20 protein-coding genes are annotated in these 18,003 nt (G+C 67.7%); 9 read left to right on the forward strand and 11 right to left on the reverse strand.

Going from position 1 to position 18,003, the window contains the following annotated elements; translation table 11 throughout:
- Positions 1–164: 164 nt before the first annotated feature.
- Together MJ797_RS07395 and MJ797_RS07400 are read left to right on the forward strand one after the other, a co-directional pair.
- A complete protein-coding gene (locus MJ797_RS07395) occupies positions 165–449 on the forward strand; it encodes a type II toxin-antitoxin system Phd/YefM family antitoxin (RefSeq protein ID WP_239333090.1) in 285 nt (94 codons plus the stop codon).
- Positions 446–721 carry a type II toxin-antitoxin system RelE/ParE family toxin gene (locus tag MJ797_RS07400; protein ID WP_239333092.1) on the forward strand — a complete coding sequence of 92 codons (276 nt, stop codon included), beginning with the start codon at positions 446–448 and terminating at the stop codon, positions 719–721. The genes MJ797_RS07395 and MJ797_RS07400 overlap by 4 nt, the downstream gene beginning before the upstream one ends.
- Positions 722–878: 157 nt before the next feature.
- On the opposite strand, the gene MJ797_RS07405 is transcribed toward MJ797_RS07400, so the two are convergent.
- Positions 879–1,694 (reverse strand): class I SAM-dependent methyltransferase, encoded by an 816-nt coding sequence (locus MJ797_RS07405; RefSeq protein WP_239333094.1) that lies wholly within the window; start codon positions 1,692–1,694, stop codon positions 879–881.
- Between the two features lie 429 nt (positions 1,695–2,123).
- Between MJ797_RS07405 and MJ797_RS07410 the strand changes: the two genes are divergently transcribed.
- The 3 genes from MJ797_RS07410 (at position 2,124) to MJ797_RS07420 (ending at position 3,709) form a co-directional block, all read left to right on the forward strand.
- The gene (locus MJ797_RS07410; RefSeq protein ID WP_239333096.1) at positions 2,124–2,945 is read left to right on the forward strand and encodes an alpha/beta fold hydrolase; all 822 of its coding nucleotides are present in this window, start codon (positions 2,124–2,126) and stop codon (positions 2,943–2,945) included.
- Between the two features lie 270 nt (positions 2,946–3,215).
- Complete coding sequence (locus tag MJ797_RS07415; RefSeq protein WP_239333098.1) at positions 3,216–3,455, forward strand: hypothetical protein; 240 nt, start codon at positions 3,216–3,218, stop codon at positions 3,453–3,455.
- Positions 3,452–3,709: a hypothetical protein gene (locus tag MJ797_RS07420; protein WP_239333100.1), complete on the forward strand. Its 258-nt coding sequence runs from the start codon at positions 3,452–3,454 to the stop codon at positions 3,707–3,709. Before MJ797_RS07415 ends, MJ797_RS07420 begins: the two co-directional genes overlap by 4 nt.
- Positions 3,710–3,736: 27 nt before the next feature.
- Here MJ797_RS07420 and MJ797_RS07425 read toward each other — a convergent pair whose 3' ends face one another.
- The 4 genes from MJ797_RS07425 to MJ797_RS07440 all read right to left on the reverse strand — a co-directional run bounded on the left by MJ797_RS07425 (position 3,737) and on the right by MJ797_RS07440 (position 5,523).
- On the reverse strand, positions 3,737–3,964 hold the full coding sequence (locus tag MJ797_RS07425) for a hypothetical protein (protein WP_239333102.1): 228 nt from the start codon (positions 3,962–3,964) through the stop codon (positions 3,737–3,739).
- Positions 3,965–4,015: 51 nt separating this feature from the next.
- Positions 4,016–4,375: a type II toxin-antitoxin system PemK/MazF family toxin gene (locus tag MJ797_RS07430; protein ID WP_239333104.1), complete on the reverse strand. Its 360-nt coding sequence runs from the start codon at positions 4,373–4,375 to the stop codon at positions 4,016–4,018.
- The gene (locus MJ797_RS07435) at positions 4,372–4,641 is read right to left on the reverse strand and encodes a hypothetical protein (protein WP_239333106.1); all 270 of its coding nucleotides are present in this window, start codon (positions 4,639–4,641) and stop codon (positions 4,372–4,374) included. The genes MJ797_RS07430 and MJ797_RS07435 overlap by 4 nt, the downstream gene beginning before the upstream one ends.
- Before the next feature lie 426 nt (positions 4,642–5,067).
- Entirely contained in the window at positions 5,068–5,523 is a 456-nt protein-coding gene (locus MJ797_RS07440; RefSeq protein WP_239333108.1) for a hypothetical protein, read from the reverse strand.
- Between the two features lie 859 nt (positions 5,524–6,382).
- Here MJ797_RS07440 and MJ797_RS07445 point away from each other — a divergent pair.
- The 4 genes from MJ797_RS07445 to MJ797_RS07460 all read left to right on the forward strand — a co-directional run bounded on the left by MJ797_RS07445 (position 6,383) and on the right by MJ797_RS07460 (position 10,170).
- Entirely contained in the window at positions 6,383–7,375 is a 993-nt protein-coding gene (locus MJ797_RS07445; RefSeq protein WP_239333110.1) for a tyrosine-type recombinase/integrase, read from the forward strand.
- Between the two features lie 236 nt (positions 7,376–7,611).
- Positions 7,612–8,406 carry an NlpC/P60 family protein gene (locus MJ797_RS26965; RefSeq protein WP_255738515.1) on the forward strand — a complete coding sequence of 265 codons (795 nt, stop codon included), beginning with the start codon at positions 7,612–7,614 and terminating at the stop codon, positions 8,404–8,406.
- A 586-nt stretch (positions 8,407–8,992) separates the two neighbouring features.
- On the forward strand, positions 8,993–9,361 hold the full coding sequence (locus tag MJ797_RS07455; protein WP_239333112.1) for a WhiB family transcriptional regulator: 369 nt from the start codon (positions 8,993–8,995) through the stop codon (positions 9,359–9,361).
- 281 nt (positions 9,362–9,642) lie between these two features.
- Positions 9,643–10,170 carry a histidine phosphatase family protein gene (locus MJ797_RS07460; protein ID WP_239333113.1) on the forward strand — a complete coding sequence of 176 codons (528 nt, stop codon included), beginning with the start codon at positions 9,643–9,645 and terminating at the stop codon, positions 10,168–10,170.
- A 117-nt stretch (positions 10,171–10,287) separates the two neighbouring features.
- On the opposite strand, the gene MJ797_RS07465 is transcribed toward MJ797_RS07460, so the two are convergent.
- The 6 genes from MJ797_RS07465 to MJ797_RS07490 all read right to left on the reverse strand — a co-directional run bounded on the left by MJ797_RS07465 (position 10,288) and on the right by MJ797_RS07490 (position 17,905).
- Positions 10,288–10,482 carry a solute carrier family 23 protein gene (locus tag MJ797_RS07465; protein WP_239333114.1) on the reverse strand — a complete coding sequence of 65 codons (195 nt, stop codon included), beginning with the start codon at positions 10,480–10,482 and terminating at the stop codon, positions 10,288–10,290.
- A gap of 98 nt (positions 10,483–10,580) precedes the next feature.
- Entirely contained in the window at positions 10,581–12,086 is a 1,506-nt protein-coding gene (locus MJ797_RS07470) for a trehalose-6-phosphate synthase (protein ID WP_239333194.1), read from the reverse strand.
- A gap of 504 nt (positions 12,087–12,590) precedes the next feature.
- Positions 12,591–12,854 (reverse strand): hypothetical protein, encoded by a 264-nt coding sequence (locus tag MJ797_RS07475; protein WP_239309475.1) that lies wholly within the window; start codon positions 12,852–12,854, stop codon positions 12,591–12,593.
- 58 nt (positions 12,855–12,912) lie between these two features.
- Positions 12,913–13,953, reverse strand: coding sequence for a hypothetical protein (locus MJ797_RS07480; RefSeq protein WP_239333116.1), 1,041 nt, complete (start codon positions 13,951–13,953; stop codon positions 12,913–12,915).
- On the reverse strand, positions 13,950–17,072 hold the full coding sequence (locus MJ797_RS07485; protein WP_239333118.1) for an FtsK/SpoIIIE domain-containing protein: 3,123 nt from the start codon (positions 17,070–17,072) through the stop codon (positions 13,950–13,952). The genes MJ797_RS07480 and MJ797_RS07485 overlap by 4 nt, the downstream gene beginning before the upstream one ends.
- Positions 17,073–17,338: 266 nt before the next feature.
- A complete protein-coding gene (locus MJ797_RS07490) occupies positions 17,339–17,905 on the reverse strand; it encodes a MerR family transcriptional regulator (protein WP_239333120.1) in 567 nt (188 codons plus the stop codon).
- Positions 17,906–18,003: the final 98 nt, after the last annotated feature.

Consider the following 18,003-nt stretch of genomic DNA (forward strand, 5'->3'; position numbering starts at 1 on the left):
CCCAACGTCATCTCGTGGCCGCCGACGTTCCGGGCGACCTCGGCGGCCGAGTAGCCGCCATCGATGACCGATGCCTGCCTGGTAGCGATCCGAGGCTTGCCGGTAGGTCCGCCCGGCCAGCGGTGACCCCGCCGGAACGGCCAGTCTTGGCTATAGTTGTGGCTATGTCGATCGTTGAGCAGATGCCGCTGGCGGATGTGAAAAACCGCCTTTCGGAGGTTGTGGACAGCGTCGAACGAGAGCACGGCCGCGTCGTGATCACACGGCACGGCAGACCAGCAGCGATCGTCATCAGTGTCGACGACCTGGAGTCACTTGAGGAGACCCTTGCCGTCATGGGCAGCACTCAGCTCATGGCCGACGTCCGGGAGGCGCTCGACGACCTCGACGAGGCGGGGACGACCGTCCTGACCAAGGACGAAGCGCTGCGTCTCGCCACCGGCCGATGACCGACGCCTACGAGATCGCCTTCACCGCGCCCGCTCGACGCGCCCTTCGCCGACTGCCCGAGAAGGTCGCCACCGCCGTCGTCGAGTTCCTTTACGGATCTCTCGCGGCCAGCCCCCACCGCGTCGGCAAGCCACTCCAGCTCCAACTCGCCGGACTCCACAGCGCGCGACGAGGCGACTACCGCGTCATTTACCGCGTTGACACCGACAACCACCGAGTCGACGTCGTCGCGATCGAGCACCGCGCGGACGTCTACCGACCCCGTGGGTAGAAGCGGGTAGAAGTCGAGCACGGTGACCTCCTGGGCGGCCAGGCACCGTTCGACGCGGGCGAGCCGGCGCGGCGGCACCGACAGCACGAGCCATCCGCCGTCCGCCAGCGACCGCTAGGGTGCGGCCGCGACCCGCGCATCGACGGTCGTGTACGCGTCAGCGGCGCGGTTCACGGGCGACGATCACTGCCATCGACGGTGCCCACCAGTAGTGACAGTCCGGTGGCGGCCGCAGGCCGTCGACGATCCGCACGGAGAAGGACCGGAAGTGTTCCAGCAATGCCCGCTGATGACGCCGGGACATCGAGTCGATCTCATTGGAGTAGTAGGTGAACGCACCGCCCTCAGCAAGGTGCGCGGCGGCGTGCGGGAAAAAATGCTCGGCGAATGTCGCGTCGCGCATGACGTACTCGTCGAACTCGCCTTCGTCCAACGGGTAGGTGTCGAACAGGATCCCGTCGAACCGGCCGAGGGCCGGCAGCACGTCCTGCCACCTGCCATGGACCAGTTCCGCACTGGGCCGCCCCTGCGCGCCTGCCCACTCGGCCCCACGACGGGCGACCTCCGGGTTCGCCTCGATGATCGTGTGGTGGGCGGGCCCGATCTCCTGCACGAAACCGGCGGAGATCGCAAGCCCGAAGCCGACCTCCAGAACCGAGCCGCCAGGCGTTGTCACGGCCTGGGCCAGCGCCCGCATGAGCGGCCGCTCCCAGGACTGCATCACCTGCTGGCCTGAAACAATCAACTCGCTGTCGGTTACCGCCGTCCCGGCGGCGTCGATCGATTCGTCGATCTTCGGCCTGGGTGCGCCCGTCACCATGGTCGCCGCGACGCCGTCCAGAACGGCGACATCCTGAACGAACTCGTCCAGCGCCCGGTTGAGAAGGAATTCCCTGGGTTCGGCGGCGAGCGGGGCCAGCAGGTCGTCCAGAATGGTTAACGTGACGCCGAATTTTTCCGTCCGCCGGTGCACGCACCCTCCCAATGGTCCTTCGTCAGATTATCGGACATGTCGCGTCCCGCACAGTTCCGCCGCATGTGCGATCTGTCTATACGATCTCATTTTCCGCGTTCGTGGCGCACGTAAACGACACGATCAGGTTCGGTCAGAACCTGGGCGGACGTGGTGGCCGGTGACCGCGGCGGGCGGAGCTCCTCAAACATGCACTGATCATGGATAGTGCGCCGGCCGTGGCTGGTGGCCCGCCCGTTGGCGGGCCACCCCATCGGACAATGGGTCAGGGCGGTAACACGTCGGCGAACCGGGGGAGCCAGCGGCCGGTTGGATCGTTCGGGTTGAGGGACGTCGCCTCGGGTATGCCGGATCGGTGATCTCCTGATCGCGTCACGTGCCCACGCGGGGTAACTGTGGCAACGATCTCACCGGGAAGGAAAGCCGACAATGCCCACCATCTCGACCACGGACGGCACGCAGATCTTTTACAAGGACTGGGGCACTGGTCGGCCAGTCGTGTTCAGTCACGGCTGGCCGCTGACCGCGGACGCCTGGGACAACCAACTGGAGCTCGTAGCCTCCTACGGCTACCGGGCCATCGCGCATGACCGCCGAGGCCACGGACGCTCGGGTCAGACCTGGGACGGCAACGACCTGAACACGTACGCCGACGATCTTGCCGAATTGATGGACGCCCTCGACCTGAGGCAGGTGACGCTGGTCGGTCATTCTACCGGGGGCGGAGAAGTCACCCGCTATATGGGCCGCCATGGCACGTCGCGAGTCGCGACCGCCGTGCTGCGTGGGGCGATACCTCCGCTGATGCTCAAAACGGCCGCCAATCCCGACGGGACACCGATCGACGCCTTCGACGCCATGCGGGTGAACCTGCGCGCTGACCGGTCACAGTTCTACCGGGATCTGAGCGTCCCCTTCTACGGCGTCAACAGGGATGGCGCGGACGTCTCCCAGGGGATCCGCGACGCATTCTGGCTCATGAGCATGACTGTGGGGCTGAAGCCCGCGTATGACTGCATCAAGGCATTCTCGGAAACGGACCTCACCGAAGACCTCCAGAAGATCGACGTCCCGGTTCTGATTTCGCACGGTGACGACGATCAGATCGTTCCGATTCAGGCCGCGGCGCTGAAATCAGCAGCGCTGGTGAAAGACGCGACGTTGAAAGTCGTACCCGGCGCACCCCACGGGCTGGTCGGCCGTTTCGAGCAGGATTTCAACGACGACCTGCTCTCCTTCCTCAAGAGCTGAAACGACGGCGTTGCGGACGTGCGGCCGATGGGCTCCGTCCAGCGCAGGGGCCGGCCTGGATCTTCTGGAGGCCTCGGTGCTGTGCCGCGCGGCGTCGTCACTGGCGCACCGTCGCGTGTTGCGTGTGGATATGGGCGATGTCCGACGGACGGTATATCCATCATTGGGATATTCGTCATATGTGTTGCTGGTCGGGCAGGTGGTGACGGGGCCGGCGGCGGCTGGGAGGCCGTACTCGACAATCGGCATCCCAGCCGTCACCGTGACATCGTGGCCATGTTCAGGGGTGACCGACGCGGCCGGGGCGCGGGGCGGTCCGGTAAACGGGCCGGCGCCGATTTCCGCCCACCGCACGACGCGGCCGCTCAGGGCATGCTGACCTGTGAGGACTGCGGTGGCGCTGGTTATCAGACCAGGCCCATTCTCGAATCGGACGAGGAATCCAGCTTCGACGGCCAGGAGGACAAACCGTGCCGTCGCTGCGGAGGAACCGGCACGGTGCGGACGTGACGGCTGCCGCGGCGGCACGGCCGCCTGAGCCCGAGCCCGAGCCGAACCCGGGAGTCATCCTGCTGCGGCTGCGTTGCCCCGAGCACCGTCGTAACCGGCGTGGCGGCAAGGGCGGATGGCGGCCGGGCACAGCGCTGTACTGCGAGAAGTGCCGCACTCTCTGGGCGGCGGGTCATGGGCCTGAGATCGATCGGCGGGAGCCTCCAGGGGATCATGGGCCGGCCGAGCCATGGGACGCCAGCCCCCCGATCTGACCGATGGTCGCGGTGGGCCACCGATGATCAATGGTTCTTGCGCCAGGGGGCTTCGGTGCTGTCGAGGGTGAGCTGGTACCCGGTGAGGGCCGCGTTATCCCGGACCAGAACCGAGTGGACCGCGGCACCTCCTGCCCATTCCAGCGCCATGGCTGACGCGTGTCGCGCCCCGAGCGTGTCGGCAGCGATCGAGTCGACGGGCACGTCGACAAGGTGCCCGGATTCGATTGCGGCGTTCAGCGCCCGGCAGCTCATCGGTTCGACGGTGACGACGCGGATCCCGTAGCCGAGGCCGTGCTCGGCAGGTCAGCGGAAGGCGACCATCTCGTGTAGCCACTCGTCCAGCTTGGCGACTTCGGCGGCCGACGCGATGCCCAGCGGTGCGGACCGGGTGAACCGCTGGGTGGATACCGCCGTGATCTCCTCGGTGCGTGCCCAGCTCGGCCGGTGCAGGCCGGACTCGGGCGAGTCGATGCGCACGTGATGGTCCAGGCCCCGGTCCCGCGCGGTCAGGGGCACCACGAGGGCCATGTCGATCGGAAACCGGCAGTGTGTCGCCGAGCCGACAACCACGGCCGGACGCAGGCCACCCTGTTCGCCCCCGATCGGCTGGCCGAAGTCCACCAGCCACACCTGCCAGGGCGCGAGCCTCAGCGCCCGGCTCACCGGTTGTACTCCGGGTACTCGTCGCGCGTATCCGGCAGGCCGTCGCCGGCCGCATCGTCGGTCAGCCGCGCCTCGGCCTGGTAGCTGGCCCATTCCTCGGCGTCGGCGCGCAGCTCCTCATACCGCCGCATGATGCGGTTAATCTTGTATTCCTTGACCAGGCGCCGGACCGCCTCGCCGAGCGGCACGCCATGGAAGTCCCGCTCGGCGATCTCCGCCAGTTCGTCGCGTAGCCCGCTGTCAAGCTGCATAGATGTCGAAGCCATAGCATCAAGTATGGCATCTGCTATAGATCGAATTGTGGCAGTGTCGACAGTGGATCACGCACAGCGCCCTTGACCGGCAATCGATCGGCAGGGATCGCGAGCCTGCCACAAGCCGTACGCACGCCCCCTGTCCGGGGTGTCGGTAAGGGATGTCGGTAAGAGATGTCGGTAAGAAACGTGCCGCCAGAGCCAAACGGATATGATCAAGAGTTCTTGTGTCAGGAGGCTTCGGGGCCGGCGAGGGTGATGCCGCCACTCACGGCTGGAGTCCGAGCCATCTGGATGGCCCTCGCCGGCCAGCCCTGGCTGGCCGTTCCCCGAGGCCGCCGTTCTCGCCGCCTGAAGCAACATCAATATCAAACGGGACTGCTGGACCAGCATCCGTGTATAGACGCCCCGCGGCGGGAACGGCTCGGCCGTCGGTGACTACCAACGCCAATAGACAGGCGTTTCCGGCTCCTCATAATCGGAGTACTGATCCGCCACCGTCACGTGATAGTTGACGGATATCTGGAAGTTGACAGGCGGAGTGGCCTCGGGAATGGAGATTGTCCCAGCGAAGTTGATCTCATGCTGGCCTGGCGGCAATGGCCGCAGCAACACCCAGACACCGTCGGAGACCGACCGTCCTGTTCCGCCGTCAGGGTAAATGGGGTTGTCCGGCACGAAGCAGATCCGGAAAAACGGAGACTGGAACCGGAACCGGCTGCCGGCGGGCCCGAGGTCGATCGGGGTTCCGTCAACGCTTGCATGCAGGGATGTCGCGTGGTTGATGTAGTTCGCCGCACAGGCACGCAACTCCGCCTCAGTCGTGCCGTTTTTCTCCACGCTGGAGCATTCGGCGGTGATGACTGGAAACAGGATTGCCTTGCCGGCAGGCACAGTGCAGCTCGGGCTGCTAGTCCCAGGGGTGCCGGCGAGAAACCACACCGGTCCGCTCTGGTTGACGGCGCAGTTATCCCCTGTTGGATCGTTGAGGGGGCTGTCGGGATCCGGGGCACTGACCGCCCACTGCCACCAGGCTGCCGACCACTGTCCGTACGTTTTGCCGGCATATCTCTGGTGAGGCTGCACGACGCTGAATGTGCTGCTGGCCGACGCCGGCGTTGCGATCAGGCCGGTGACAGCGCCAGCCGCAAGTACGGCAAGCGCGAGACGGCGCATCATTTCTGGATACCTCTTTCGGCAGGTGGTCCAGATTCCTGGAAAAACGGACCGGTGACAATGAGACGGGGGGAGGCTAGCACGGCGGGAACATCAGCACGGCAATCCGTTCCGTGGCCGCCGGCCGGCCGTTCGTCGTGGATGCCGTGGATGCCGTGGAGCGGTCCACCGAAAAACAACCGAAAAACAGATGTCGGTTCGGAAAAGCCACCATTCAGCCCGGCGACACATTCATGATTCGGGGTATGCGCGCCGAACCTGAATGAGCGGACACGCTGGCCGTCGAAGGCATACGGGCGTCGGCCCGCGGTTACCTCGCCGCGGCACGCCCCCATGGCGGGGCCGCGCTGAGCATGGCGAGCCGACCCATGCTGTCCACCTCGTCGCAGGAAGGCCCGGCCGAAGGTTCAGCCGGCGTCCGGCGACGCCTTGCGCCATATCGTTTAACGTTTCGTTTTGAAACGTTGTTTAGTTACGTATCTATACGATAATTCGATACGGAACAGTTCTCGTGCTGACGCCCGATAAGCTTTACTTCTCGGGCGTCAGCCGGGCGCCGAAGGGGTGGGTTACGAACATGAGCGAAGGCGGCTCAGAAGTTGCTGTCCGTAGATTCGATAGCGCCGATGCGCTCTCGCCGGACCTGGTCGAGCGGGTGGCCGACTATGCCCGGGCCGCACGGGCCCCCTCGACCTGGCGCGCCTACGAGACCGACCTTCGCCACTTCGGTGCGTGGTGTGCCGACCAGTCGCCGCAGCTGGCGGTGCTGCCCGCGTCCCCAGAAACCGTGGCCGGTTATCTGGCGGCGCTCGCCGACGCCGGATACAAGCCGACCACCATCCGCCGGCGGCTAGCCGCGATCTCCGTGGCACACCAGCTGGGCCGCCACCCCAATCCGGCGTCATCCCCTGAGGCTGCGACCGTCTGGGACGGCATCCGCCGCACCCACGGCGCCGCGCCGAACCGCAAGAACGCATTGGAGACCCGCCTGCTCACCCAGGTGCTCGCCGAGCTGGACGACTCCCGGCTCGCCGACATCCGCGACCGGGCGCTGCTACTCGTCGGCTTCGCCGGCTGCCTACGCCGCAGCGAGCTCGTCGCGCTCGACCTGGCAGACATCACCGAGACGCCGGACGGTCTGGTCCTCACCATCCGCAGATCCAAGACCGATCAGGACGCAAGCGGCGCGCTGGTCGGCCTGACCTTCGGTTCCTACCGGCCGACCTGCCCGGTCCGGTCGTGGATCGCCTGGCGGGAGACTGCCGGCATTACGCACGGGCCGGCGTTCCGCGCGATCAACCGGCACGGTGGAGTGAGCTCGGGCCGGCTCTATCCGGGCTCGGTCGCCCGGATAGTCCAGCGCCGGGTGGCCGCGGCGGGCCTGTCCCCCACCGACTTCGCCGGCCATTCACTACGGTCCGGGTTCGCCACGGCCGCCGCCCGCGCCGGCGTGCCCGACCGGGCGATCATGCGGCAAGGACGGTGGCGCTCGTCCACCTCACTGGACAGCTACGTGCGGGCGGGCCGTTTGTTCGACCGGGACAACCCCTCCGGCAAGGTCGGCCTGTAGCGGCCGGCCGGCGCTGCCGCGCCTGTTGCCTGTTGATCGGACGGCAAGCCGACGCTGTTACTCTTGGTAACTAGTATCGCTGAAAGTTCTTCGGTCGTCTCTTAGCGTGAGGGTGCTCACTATCACTGTGAGTAACGGGGATGACCGCCGAGGCCCGTCCGCATCCCCGTGTCCGCGAGACGCACGCGGACGGGGCCCGGGTTCGCTGCCCGGACGGCGGCGGAGGGGCGATGGTAATGTCCATCTCAAGCCGTGCAGTCTCACCAACGGTAACTGCGTTCTCCTGTGCTGTTGCCGTCGCGGTGGCGCTTGCGCCTCGTCCGGCCACCGCAAGTGAGCAAGCTCCACGCAATAGGTATACGGAAAATACCGCACCTTCTTCCACTGACGCGGTCTGGTACACATCGTCCTCCTCAGCGTCCAGTACCGTGCGGCTCGCGGCGCTGGAGTATCCCGGTCGACTGCTGGGCCGAGGGAGCCGGGGAGAGCCAGTCGCGGAGGTCCAGCGCCGGTTGGGGATCACGGCCGACCAGGATTTTGGCCCGGTGACGGAGAGTGCTGTCCGGAGTTTCCAGGCTGGCGCAGGCCTGGTGGCTGACGGAATTGTCGGGCCATTGACGTGGAGTGCGCTTTTTGGGACGGCGACAGCGCAGCCGCCGGGCCCGAGCGCAGGGTCGAACTCGCTCGGCGCGGCGGCAGTCGCGGTCGCCCAGCAGCAGATCGGCAAGCCCTATCGCTATGGTGGCGCTGGACCGAACGACTTCGACTGCTCAGGTCTCATCCAGTATGTCTACGCGCAGGTGGGCGTCTCAGTACCCCGTACGACCTATGAGCAGTTCGACGCGCTACGCCCAGTCAGCCGGGCCGATGTTCGCCTAGGTGACGTGATCTTCTTTTTGGACGATCAAGGGCGGGCGTACCACAACGGCCTGTACGCCGGCGGCGGGCAAATGATTGTTTCTCGGCGCCCGGGTACATATGTACAATATCAACTTATCTGGACCGACAACTACCGCATCGGGCGCGTGTAAAGGCCACTCCGTCGGCCGTGCGGGCCAACGATCATTATTGTGATCCTGCTCACGCTTGCAATCGTGCCAATCAGCGTCTTTGACACAGCTTGACTACTGGATGCCCGAAATGCCCGGTTCGTTACGTAAAAGACGAGCCGGGCATTTACAATTAGTATCCACTAAATAACTTTGAGTGATTAATTTGCGATGACATAACGATCACAGAGGTCGTGGTGCGACGTGTGACACAGACCGCGGACGTGACCGTTCCGGAACCCTTGCTATCCGGTCGAGAGCCGTCTACGTTCCTCGGTTAACGAGACGAGACAGGTTCGTTTCCGGTGTACTTGGCGCCAGCGGTGCGGTGCACTCCACGCCGGAGAACCTCGTCGTCTCTCCGCACCTGTTGTAGTCCCACCCGAGCAGAGTAGATGTGCGTTAAAACACATCTATGTGGTGCTCGTCCCTGTTATGTCCGCCACAAGCGATGTCCAGCAGGAGACGGTATGCCCAGTCAGTCGCGTTCGCTGCCCCCGGGCAGCGCTGCCGTTCCCGACACCCTATCTCTGTTGCGTACGGATTCGATCATGATCGGCAGAATGCCATGAGCGCCGGCGTACCTGTCCTGCCCGGCCGGGACCTCCCACCACAGCCCTACGGCCCTGGCTGGCCGGCATACTGGCGGCAGAACGCGGCCTGTCGGGACGGGGATCCCGATGCGTTCTTCCCACCGGACGGCCGCAACACCAAGGCTCGCGCCGCAGCCGAAACCCGGGCCCGCAAGATCTGTGCAAGTTGTCCGGTACGACGGGCCTGTCTGGCCACGGCGCTGTTCCGTCAAGAAGAGCATGGAGTCTGGGGTGGGCTTACGTCGGATGAGCGCAACTCAATCGTGCCACGCGGTCGTCTGAGCGCGGACGACGCGCTGGCTTACGCCGATCGCCTCCTACTGTCTGTCTGCGCTACGAACTGATCTTACCACCTCCTCCTGCGACATCCGTGTCGCCCGCGGTGTGGCGTCTGTCGGCTACCGGTCAGCACCACACCACGGGCGACCAGCCATACGATCACACAGTCTCCTGGGCATCCCGGATCTGACCAGCTGGCCTTGACCGAGCAGAAAAGAACCATTGACGCCCCGGTCCGAGATGGGCAGGCTGCGTGTCGTTGCCGTCCGAGGAGGAGTTTCGTGTCGGGGTGTCCCGCGCTTGGTCGCGGTGTTCGGTCGTCCACCGCATCCGTACAGGTCACGCGGTGAGGCCTCCGCGTCGTCTCCTGCTGTTGCGTCATGGCAAGTCGGACTGGGCCGACGGCTCCACACCGGACGCTGACCGGCCCCTGTCACCTCGCGGCCGGGCAGCGTGCGGTCTGATCGCGGAGCATCTGTGCGCCGACCGCCTCATCCCCGACCTGGTGCTGTGCTCATCCGCGCGCCGCACCCGCCAGACCGTCGAACACATTGCCGGGGCACTTCCGCCCGATGTCCCGGTGCTGGCTGAGGACCGGCTCTATCTGGCTGATGCCGCCGATCTCCTCGACCGTCTCCGGGAACTGGACGACGGCGTGCCCACCGTCTTGCTGGTGGGCCACAACCCCGGTATCCAGGCGCTGGCGGCTGGCCTGCTGCCAGCCGGCGAGCGTTCCCGTATTCCCGCCTTTCCCACGGCCGCGCTGGCGGTAGAGGATCTGGCGGTGAGCCGCTGGACGGAGCTCGGGCCGAGCACGACACGTCTGGTGTCCTTCGTCACCCCGCGCTCGCTGGCAGCTTCAGCCAGCCACTGACCTTGGGCCAGCCACGGGCACAGGCGCTTGCCGCGAGTTACCGTCAGCCGAGGACGGACAGGCGGCCTGTGCGGGCGGGCTCACCTCAGCCCGGGGCTGAGGTGAGCCCGCCCCCGGTCAGTAGGCCTGCTCCATGATGCGAGAGGCAGCTGCCGCGATCAGGCCGATGACCAGCGACGCACCGGTCACGATCCACAGCGGGACAGAGTGGAGGACAAGAGCAAAGACACCGACTGAAAAAGCCACAATGATCAGAAAAACCGCGGCCCACGAACCCGTGTTCGCCTTGTGGTGACCGCCGGAACTCGCCACGTCCGCTCCCCATGCATCGTCCACCGAAGTCCGTCGCAGCTGAGACTACCCCGCGAGCCATGGCGGAATCCTGTCGAGATGGGTGACTTCAGCGGGGTTCAGGCATAGCCCGCGAGCCGTGCGAGGTCGTCTAGCTGCTCGCCGAGCCAGCGGCCCACGTCATGGGTGCGCACCTGCTCGGCGGCCGCGGCCAGCCGCTGCTGCCGCTCCTCCATCGGCATGGTCAGAGCCTCGTGCAGGGCGTCGGCCATCTGCTGCACGTCAAAAGGATGCAGGGTCACCGAGTACTCGCCGAGCTCCTCGTGGGCTCCGGCGTTCTCCGACAGCGCCAGCACGCCGCCGCTGCGGTTGACCACAGCGACTTCCTTGACCACGAGGTTCATCCCGTCCGCGATGGCATTGGCCATAATCACATCGCAGATCGAGTAGGCGGCTACCGCGAGCGGGAAGTCCTCGGCCATCCGCAGGTCGATCGGTTGCTGTCCTTCCTTGGTATGCCGAGCGTTGATCTCGGCGACAACCGCGCCGATCAGCGCGATATAGTCGGCGTACTCGGATACGTCCGTGCGGCTTGGCTGGAGCAGGGCGAGGAAGCTGACCTTTCCCACGAGCTCCGGATGCTGGTCGAGCAGCGTCCCGAAGGCGAGGAAACCACGCACGACGTTCTTGCTCGGGTCGGTGCGGTCCACCCGGAGGATGAGCTGCCGGTCTCCGTCGAGGAAGGCGTGGCGCAGCATGGTGACATGCGTGGTGACCTCCTCGGTATCCATGAGCGCGTCCAGTGCGGCCGTATCCACGGAGATCGGGTAATAGCGGGCTCGTACCGTCCGATCGCCGACGACCACCGATAGTTTGTCGAGATCAACATCCAGGCCGAGCAGCTCCTGCGCGCACAGGACGAAGTTGCGGGCATAGCGCCGGGTGTGAAAACCGACGACGTCACTACCCAGCAGGCCGCTCAGCAGCCGCTTGCGGATGCCCGCGGGCAGCACGCGCCACTCGTCCGGGCCTGGCCATGGCACGTGTACGAAGTGGGTGAGCAGGACATCCGGGCACAGTTCCCGGACCCGTTCGGCCACCAGGTAGAAGTGGTAGTCCTGCAGCAGGACGAGCGCTTTGCCGCCGCGGGCGCGGACTTCGTCGGCGACGGCGTCCGCATAGACTCGGTTGACCGCGGCGTAACCATTTTCGAACGCATCGTGTTCGGCCTGCGTGATGATGGGCGAGAGCACCCGGCCGTACAGCCCGTGCTGGACGAACCACAGGATCGGGTTTGACCAGACGCTGTAGAAGTCCGCGTAGGCCACCGGGTCGGTGACCACCAGACGTACCCGGATGGTGGGACCGTTCGGCTCGCCTTCGACCACATGCGGAGACGGCGCGGTCTGTACGACGATCGAACCTCCCCGCGCCTCGCCCGCGACCACGGTGTCCTCCGGAGTGGACGCTCCGCAGACCCAGACGGCGTCGTCGAGGTGCTCGGCGAGACCCGACAGGGCTGACACAAGGCCCCCCGCCCCTCGGGTGACCGTCCGCCCTGAAGTGTCACGGTCGAAGCTCACCGGGCCGCGGTTGGACAACAGGACAAGCGGCAGGTCGAGCATGCTGGTTAGCGGCACGATGGTGCGGCCTCCTCAGTCGCGTGGCAGCGGCGCCGATCGGATGCCGGACCCGTGAACTTCCACGCGTTGTATTCCCCTGGGCCGCCGGCGGCATGGCAGGAGTCATGATCGCACCACCGGCAACTTTCCTCGCCTTTCTCGATCTTCCGGCGACACGGAAGAAACTGTGATCACGCCACTGGCGGCCAGCTGGACAACTCGGACTTTAGTAAGGCCCGCTAAGGGATGCACCGCGTCGCGGGCAACCTGCGGAATTGTTACCCAGATCTTCATCCACGACACATTGACAACCGGCTGTGACAGTTTATCGTACTTAATTATATTAATTTCCGCAAAATAATTCGAAGCACCCGACAACAGGTGTGTGGATCACGAAGCGGGGTGGTGCGTGGGCACCGCAAGGCAGCGCGGGGAGCCACCAGGCAGCGATGCTGCGGGTATGTGCGCCCCAGCCTCGCGACGCCGCGTCCCCTGTTGCCGGGCGCGCTAAAGGCCATCGCTGTAGTCGCGGACCTCCTGGACGGCGGAGCCCAGGGCCGCCAGCGACTCCTGAATGCGCTCGCGCGTCTCCATCAGAGCGCTCGTCAGCTGCTCCACGGCCCGGTGGGCGCTGCCGTCGGTCGCGGCCAGGACAATCGCCTGCGCTTCTTCAATCATGGTCAACGCGCCGTCCAGTTGGCCGGTGACCTCATCGGTGCGCCTGAATGCCTCGCCAAGCTGGGACTTGACGTCGGCGATGGTGCTTGTCACGGAAATCCTGCCCTTCTTCTGTCACCGCCGCGGGGATCGGATCCGGACAACCGCCGGTTCACTGACGCCGCGGATCTCGCGGTGCTCCGACGCCGAGCCCAAAACGGACGGCAAGCGCAAGCACCACCAAAGAAACGATCACCTCGGGTGGGTCCAGCGGCGTGACCCGAGCGGTCGCCAGCACCGCGGCGCCGGCCGTACCCGCTCCAAGCAGCGCGGCTCGGGCTGTCTCGACGCGGCCCGTGTCGGTGAGGGCTGCCACGCAGACGCCCGCGACCAGTGCGGCAACGGCGAGGGTCGCAAGCAGGGCCGCAAGCGCCGCGACACCGAAGACCACCCGCACCGCGGTCACCCCGGCGGCTATCAGCAGGCAGGCCAGGCCGATAACGATTGCCGCGGACGCGGTCGAGCCGGCCCGCGTGATCGCCCGTAGCTCGGCCGCGTGCCCCATCGCGGTGAGACACAGTTCGTGCGCACGGGCCGGAGCTCCGGCCGGGTCGAACGCGACAGGATCGCCGGCTCCCGCGGCGGGCCGTCCCGAGCGGGTGATGCGTTCAAGCGCTGTGCCGGTGGGACGACCGCGGCCCCCGTCACCGGCACGACGGTGCTGTGCCCGCATGGATGACCGGCCGGTGTGCTCAGGCAGCGCCACACCGGACGCGGCACGCTCGTCGGCATCCGGCACCGGGGACGGGCGGAGCTGGTCGAGGTCGCTGATGCCATGCTGCGCGAGTGGCTCCGCCATCGTCCGCCACGCGTCTTCGACTTTGGCCCGGATCGCCTGCGCGGAGTCCCGGTGCGCCCGTGCGAGCGCGGCGCGCCGTTCCTGGCCCGCAAGTACCTGGTCCGCCACCTTGGTCCGGGCCTGATCGAGCTCACCCAGCAGCGCGCGATAGTGCGCGGCCGCGGTCCTCGGATCGTCGAGATCGGGGTCACGGGCGTTGCCGCTGCCATGGCCGGGCCCCTCGGCTGGCACAGCGAGCGACGCACCCGGTTGCTCGACCAGATCAATCAACGCTCGGTGATCGTGAGTCATGCCGGAGGCCGGGGGTGAGTTCCGCTGGCCGTTGTGGCCAACACCCACGACCGGCCCGGTCATGCCGCGTCCACAGGTTGCCGCAACGGCGCGAAGGGGATGATCGTGCGTGCTTCCGCCTGGTTGTTCCGGTCGAACAGGACCGCCCGGTTGACGCTCGCCGCAGCCGTGACCGACCGGTTGCCGGCGAGGCTGAACAGGTCATTGCCGGGAACCCCGACCGCGACCCATGCCCCGATATCATCGCGATGCGTAGGGCCAAGATCATCAAGTAGCCGGCCGGGGCCACGCCACCAGCCGAGCAGGTGCACCCGTTGGCCCGGGCCCCGGCGGGTCACGAAGCGCAGATCGTCCAGGCCGGAGCGGCGGGTGGCCGGGTTCTTGGCCTCCAGGACCGCACGCCCGGCATCGGCGGCAAACAGGACGAGCAGCCGCGCGGGCCGGAAGCGGCGCACCGCCGGTTCCTCCCGCGTCCCCGCGGCGGTCCACGGCTGGAGCGGCCCGGAGTGCGGCCCTGGCAGGTCCGTCCCGAGAGCCAGCGCGGATTCCTCCCGGGCACGCACCGCCTCGCTGATCTCCTGCAGCACGCGGCGCAGCGAAGCCGGGGGGTGCAGCTCGGCCTCCTGGCCGAGAGCACGGACCCGGGCCGCGAGGATGCCGGCCGCCGGGAGCATCTCGCCGGTGACGGCGACGATGTCAGCCCGCACGCCGCCCGGCCCGGCCTGGGCCGCGAGACTCGTGACAGCCGCATGCAGCACGCCGACGGCCTCACGCCGCAGCGGCCCCAGGACCGCGAGGTTACGTCCTGGCAGTGGGGACAGCCGTACGCCCACGGCGGCGGGATGCAGGTCGAGGGGAACTCCGACAAGCGCCAACGGCTCGGCCGTCTCCCCCGCGTCCCGACGGGCGGAACCGTGCTGGTCACCAGAACCGTGCTGGTCACCGGGAAGCAGCGCGCCGCGGTCAGCCTCGCCGGAGTCGGGGTCGGGGCCGGCGCGGTCGACCGGAACGGGCGTGCCCGCGAGCGAACGGAAGAGCGGGTTGTCATCCAGCAGAGCCGGGGCATGGCCCACGAAGACCTTCGGTGGCCGGTTGCCCGCGCCGCCGGCCGCGGTTGCCCGGGACAGGTTCGCGCGCAGTGCCGCGAGCATCGCCGGCTCCGGATAGGCGACCCGGACGAGCTCGTTGCCGGCCGGATGACCATTACGCCGGTTGACGATGGCCTCACCCACACCGGCCAGCGCTCCGGCCGCCTCGTTGGTGGTCGACAGCAGCACCCGTGACTCCGAGATCGAGGTACGCAGCGCGATACGCAGCGCGAACTGGCCGAATATCGATCCCCGCTTGCCGGCCGTGGCGTCCAGGGCGTCGATGCCCGACAGAGTCTGGCTGGCGAGCAGCAGGTGGATCCCATAGGCACGCCCCTGCCGGGCCAGCACCTCCAGATGCGAGACAGCCTCCCGCGACACCGCGTCCAGCGGCGTCAGCATCACTTGGAACTCGTCGATCACTATCATGATCCGCGGCCAGCCGGCGCCGCTCCGCGCGATCCGCAGGCCGCGCAGGTCCCGGGCGCCGGCAGCCCGCATCGCGAGAGCGCGATGCTGCATCTGGGCGCGGACATGGCGTAGCACAGCGACCCCGAACTCCCGGTCGCTGTCCATCCCGATCGTGTCCGCGTGGGGCAACACGAACGGATCATCATCGCGGGGGGCGAACTGGGCGAACTCCAGGCCCTCCTTGAAGTCGAGCAGGTGGAACCGCAGCTGCTCGGGCGCGTAGCGAGCGGCCAGGCCGTACACCACATCAAGCAGCAAGGTCGACTTGCCCGCTCCGGCCTGTCCCCCGACCAGCGCGTGGACCGTGTCGTCGTCGAACCGCAACGTCACCGGGCCGTCCGGGCCGAACGCCACCGGAACGGCCAGACCGCCGGCGGCATCGAAGCTCCACAGCGTCTCGGGCAGCAGAGCGCGTGCGTTCAGCGGCCGTACAGCCTCGTCGGTCGCGGCAGTGGCCACGGCCTCGGCCACCGCGGCCACCAGGCTGGGGGGAGGCGGCTCATCCAGGTCGCATGGAAACGTGCCCGACAGTGAGCAGCGCCAACTCAGCTGGTCGCGGCCAGGCTGGCGGGGGCCAGCGGCGGCAGGGCTCCCGGTGCCGTGGGTCAGCCACAGGCTCTCGGCGTTCGCCAGGGTGTCCTGCCCCCGCCGGACGGCGGTTGCCGCGGCGCCCTCCTCCACCAGCGCGATGACGTGCACACCGCACGCGGGCCCCTGGGCGGCGACCGCGGCCAACGACCGGGCCGCGTCATCGGCCAGGGACGGCCAGGCCAGCAACACCAGCAGCCGCCAGGGCTCGGCCCGGGGCAGACCGGCGGCTTCCCGTTCCCGCAGCGAGGCGAAGCGGCCACCGAGCCGGTCGACCGTGATGCGTCCCACCTCCGTGGAGAGCTCGGCGAGCGCGCCTTCCAGGCGGGTCCGGGTGGTGATGGTGGGGCTGACGACCCCGGCGGCCCGCAGCGCGGCGAACCCCGCAAGCCCCGCGCCCAGCTCATACGGGTCGTAGACGACGACCCGTACCGACCCTGCCGGCGCCGCCGCGAGAACACGGGTGAGCAGGCCGCGCACGACACCGAGCCCCTCGCCACGGTGGTCGCGGTCCACCACGATGCGCAGGTTGGCACCGTCAAGCAAGCTGACAGCGAGCGGGACCTCGGCGGCGGCCCCACCGGGTAGCAACGGTGGGACGATCACCCTGCCGACCCGCCACAGGCCAGGCCGGTAGGGCTCGTCCACGCTCGCGCGCGCGGACCCGGGCTGACCGGGCTTGCCGGGCGCACCCGGCGCCGGGTGCCCGGCGGTCCCGGCCGGGCGGATCGGTGCCCACACCGGCGCCGACCAGTCCGCGCCAGCCAGCGCGGACGCCTGCCCACGGGCAATCACGGCCGCGGTACTGATCGCGATCGGCACCCGCTCAGCCGGCGCGGACACGGCCTGCCAGGCGCCATCGGACTGGCGGGCCCGGTCGAGAGCGGATGTATCCGCCGCCGTAGCATGCGTGTCCGGTTGGACCGACTCGACCTCGTCCGCCAGCGCCTCCAGCCGGTCGGCGAGGCTCAGGGCTTCGCCGAAGCATGCCTGGATGCCGGTGACCAGCGTCCGCACTCGCCGAGTGCCCGGCACCGCGACCTCCCCGCGATCAAGCTGATGGCACGCCGATGGTGGTGCGACGTCTTTGCCGACCAGTGACCTACCGGTAGAACCAACCTAGCGACGAGATCCGACGGAGGCGGGGTTTTCCCCTGACTGGACGGGCTTGCGCCGATGTGACGCTACCGGACGAGGTCATCGCCTCATGCTCCCCGTCCTCGCGGGCCCGGTCCAGGAACATCGCTCCCGCCCGCGGGTGCGTCGCTCCCGGCCGCCGTCGGTTCAGCCGGGCCGCCGGCTCAGGCCGAGCTCCGCCGGCCGCGCCGGTCGGCCAGCTCGTCCCCGGGATGACCGACCCCGGCGTGTGCCGGGGGCCCGGCCGGTTCCGGGCGCTCGGGACGCTCGGTCGGCAGCTGGGACAGCTGCCCGCGCATGTCCCGCAGGGCCCGGCCGACCGCGATCGCGAAGACCCCCTGCCCGCCCTGGACCAGGTCGATGACCTGATCGTCGGAGATGCATTCGTACACCGTCGACCCATCGCTGACCAGGGTGACCTCGGCAAGATCCTCGATCCCGCGGACACGCAGGCAGTCGACGGCGGCGCGGATGTTCTGCAGGGAGACCCCCGCCTCAAGCAGTTTGCGCACGACCCGCAGCACCAGGACATCCCGGAAGGAATACAGCCGCTGGCTCCCCGAGCCCGTGGCGCCGCGCACGCTCGGCAGGACAAGCCCGGTACGGGCCCAGTAGTCGAGCTGGCGATAGGTGATCCCCGCGGCGGCACACGCGGTGGGCCCCCGGTAGCCGACATCATCGCCAGGAGGTTGGGGAAGATCGTCCGGGAAGAGCTGACCTTGCTCGATCATCGCCGTCCGATCATCGCTGTCGCCATCCGTCCAACCGGCTCCTAGACCCACCGGGCACCCCGCTCCACGACCGCCGCTCACGCTCTCGCCGAGGGCGT

This window comes from Protofrankia sp. CiP3, from assembly GCF_917627345.1.
Taxonomy (GTDB): Bacteria; Actinomycetota; Actinomycetes; order Frankiales; family Frankiaceae; genus Protofrankia.

Bases quoted from the DNA above. Each gene is read 5' to 3' on its own strand.
- MJ797_RS07395 (WP_239333090.1), top strand. From the start codon at position 165: ATGTCGATCGTTGAGCAGATGCCGCTGGCGGATGTGAAAAACCGCCTT.
- MJ797_RS07400 (WP_239333092.1), top strand. From the start codon at position 446: ATGACCGACGCCTACGAGATCGCCTTCACCGCGCCCGCTCGACGCGCC.
- MJ797_RS07410 (WP_239333096.1), top strand. From the start codon at position 2,124: ATGCCCACCATCTCGACCACGGACGGCACGCAGATCTTTTACAAGGAC.
- MJ797_RS07425 (WP_239333102.1), bottom strand. From the start codon at position 3,964: ATGAGCTGCCGGGCGCTGAACGCCGCAATCGAATCCGGGCACCTTGTC.
- MJ797_RS07435 (WP_239333106.1), bottom strand. From the start codon at position 4,641: ATGGCTTCGACATCTATGCAGCTTGACAGCGGGCTACGCGACGAACTG.
- MJ797_RS07445 (WP_239333110.1), top strand. From the start codon at position 6,383: ATGAGCGAAGGCGGCTCAGAAGTTGCTGTCCGTAGATTCGATAGCGCC.
- MJ797_RS26965 (WP_255738515.1), top strand. From the start codon at position 7,612: ATGTCCATCTCAAGCCGTGCAGTCTCACCAACGGTAACTGCGTTCTCC.
- MJ797_RS07455 (WP_239333112.1), top strand. From the start codon at position 8,993: ATGAGCGCCGGCGTACCTGTCCTGCCCGGCCGGGACCTCCCACCACAG.
- MJ797_RS07470 (WP_239333194.1), bottom strand. From the start codon at position 12,086: ATGCTCGACCTGCCGCTTGTCCTGTTGTCCAACCGCGGCCCGGTGAGC.
- MJ797_RS07480 (WP_239333116.1), bottom strand. From the start codon at position 13,953: ATGACCGGGCCGGTCGTGGGTGTTGGCCACAACGGCCAGCGGAACTCA.
- MJ797_RS07490 (WP_239333120.1), bottom strand. From the start codon at position 17,905: ATGATCGAGCAAGGTCAGCTCTTCCCGGACGATCTTCCCCAACCTCCT.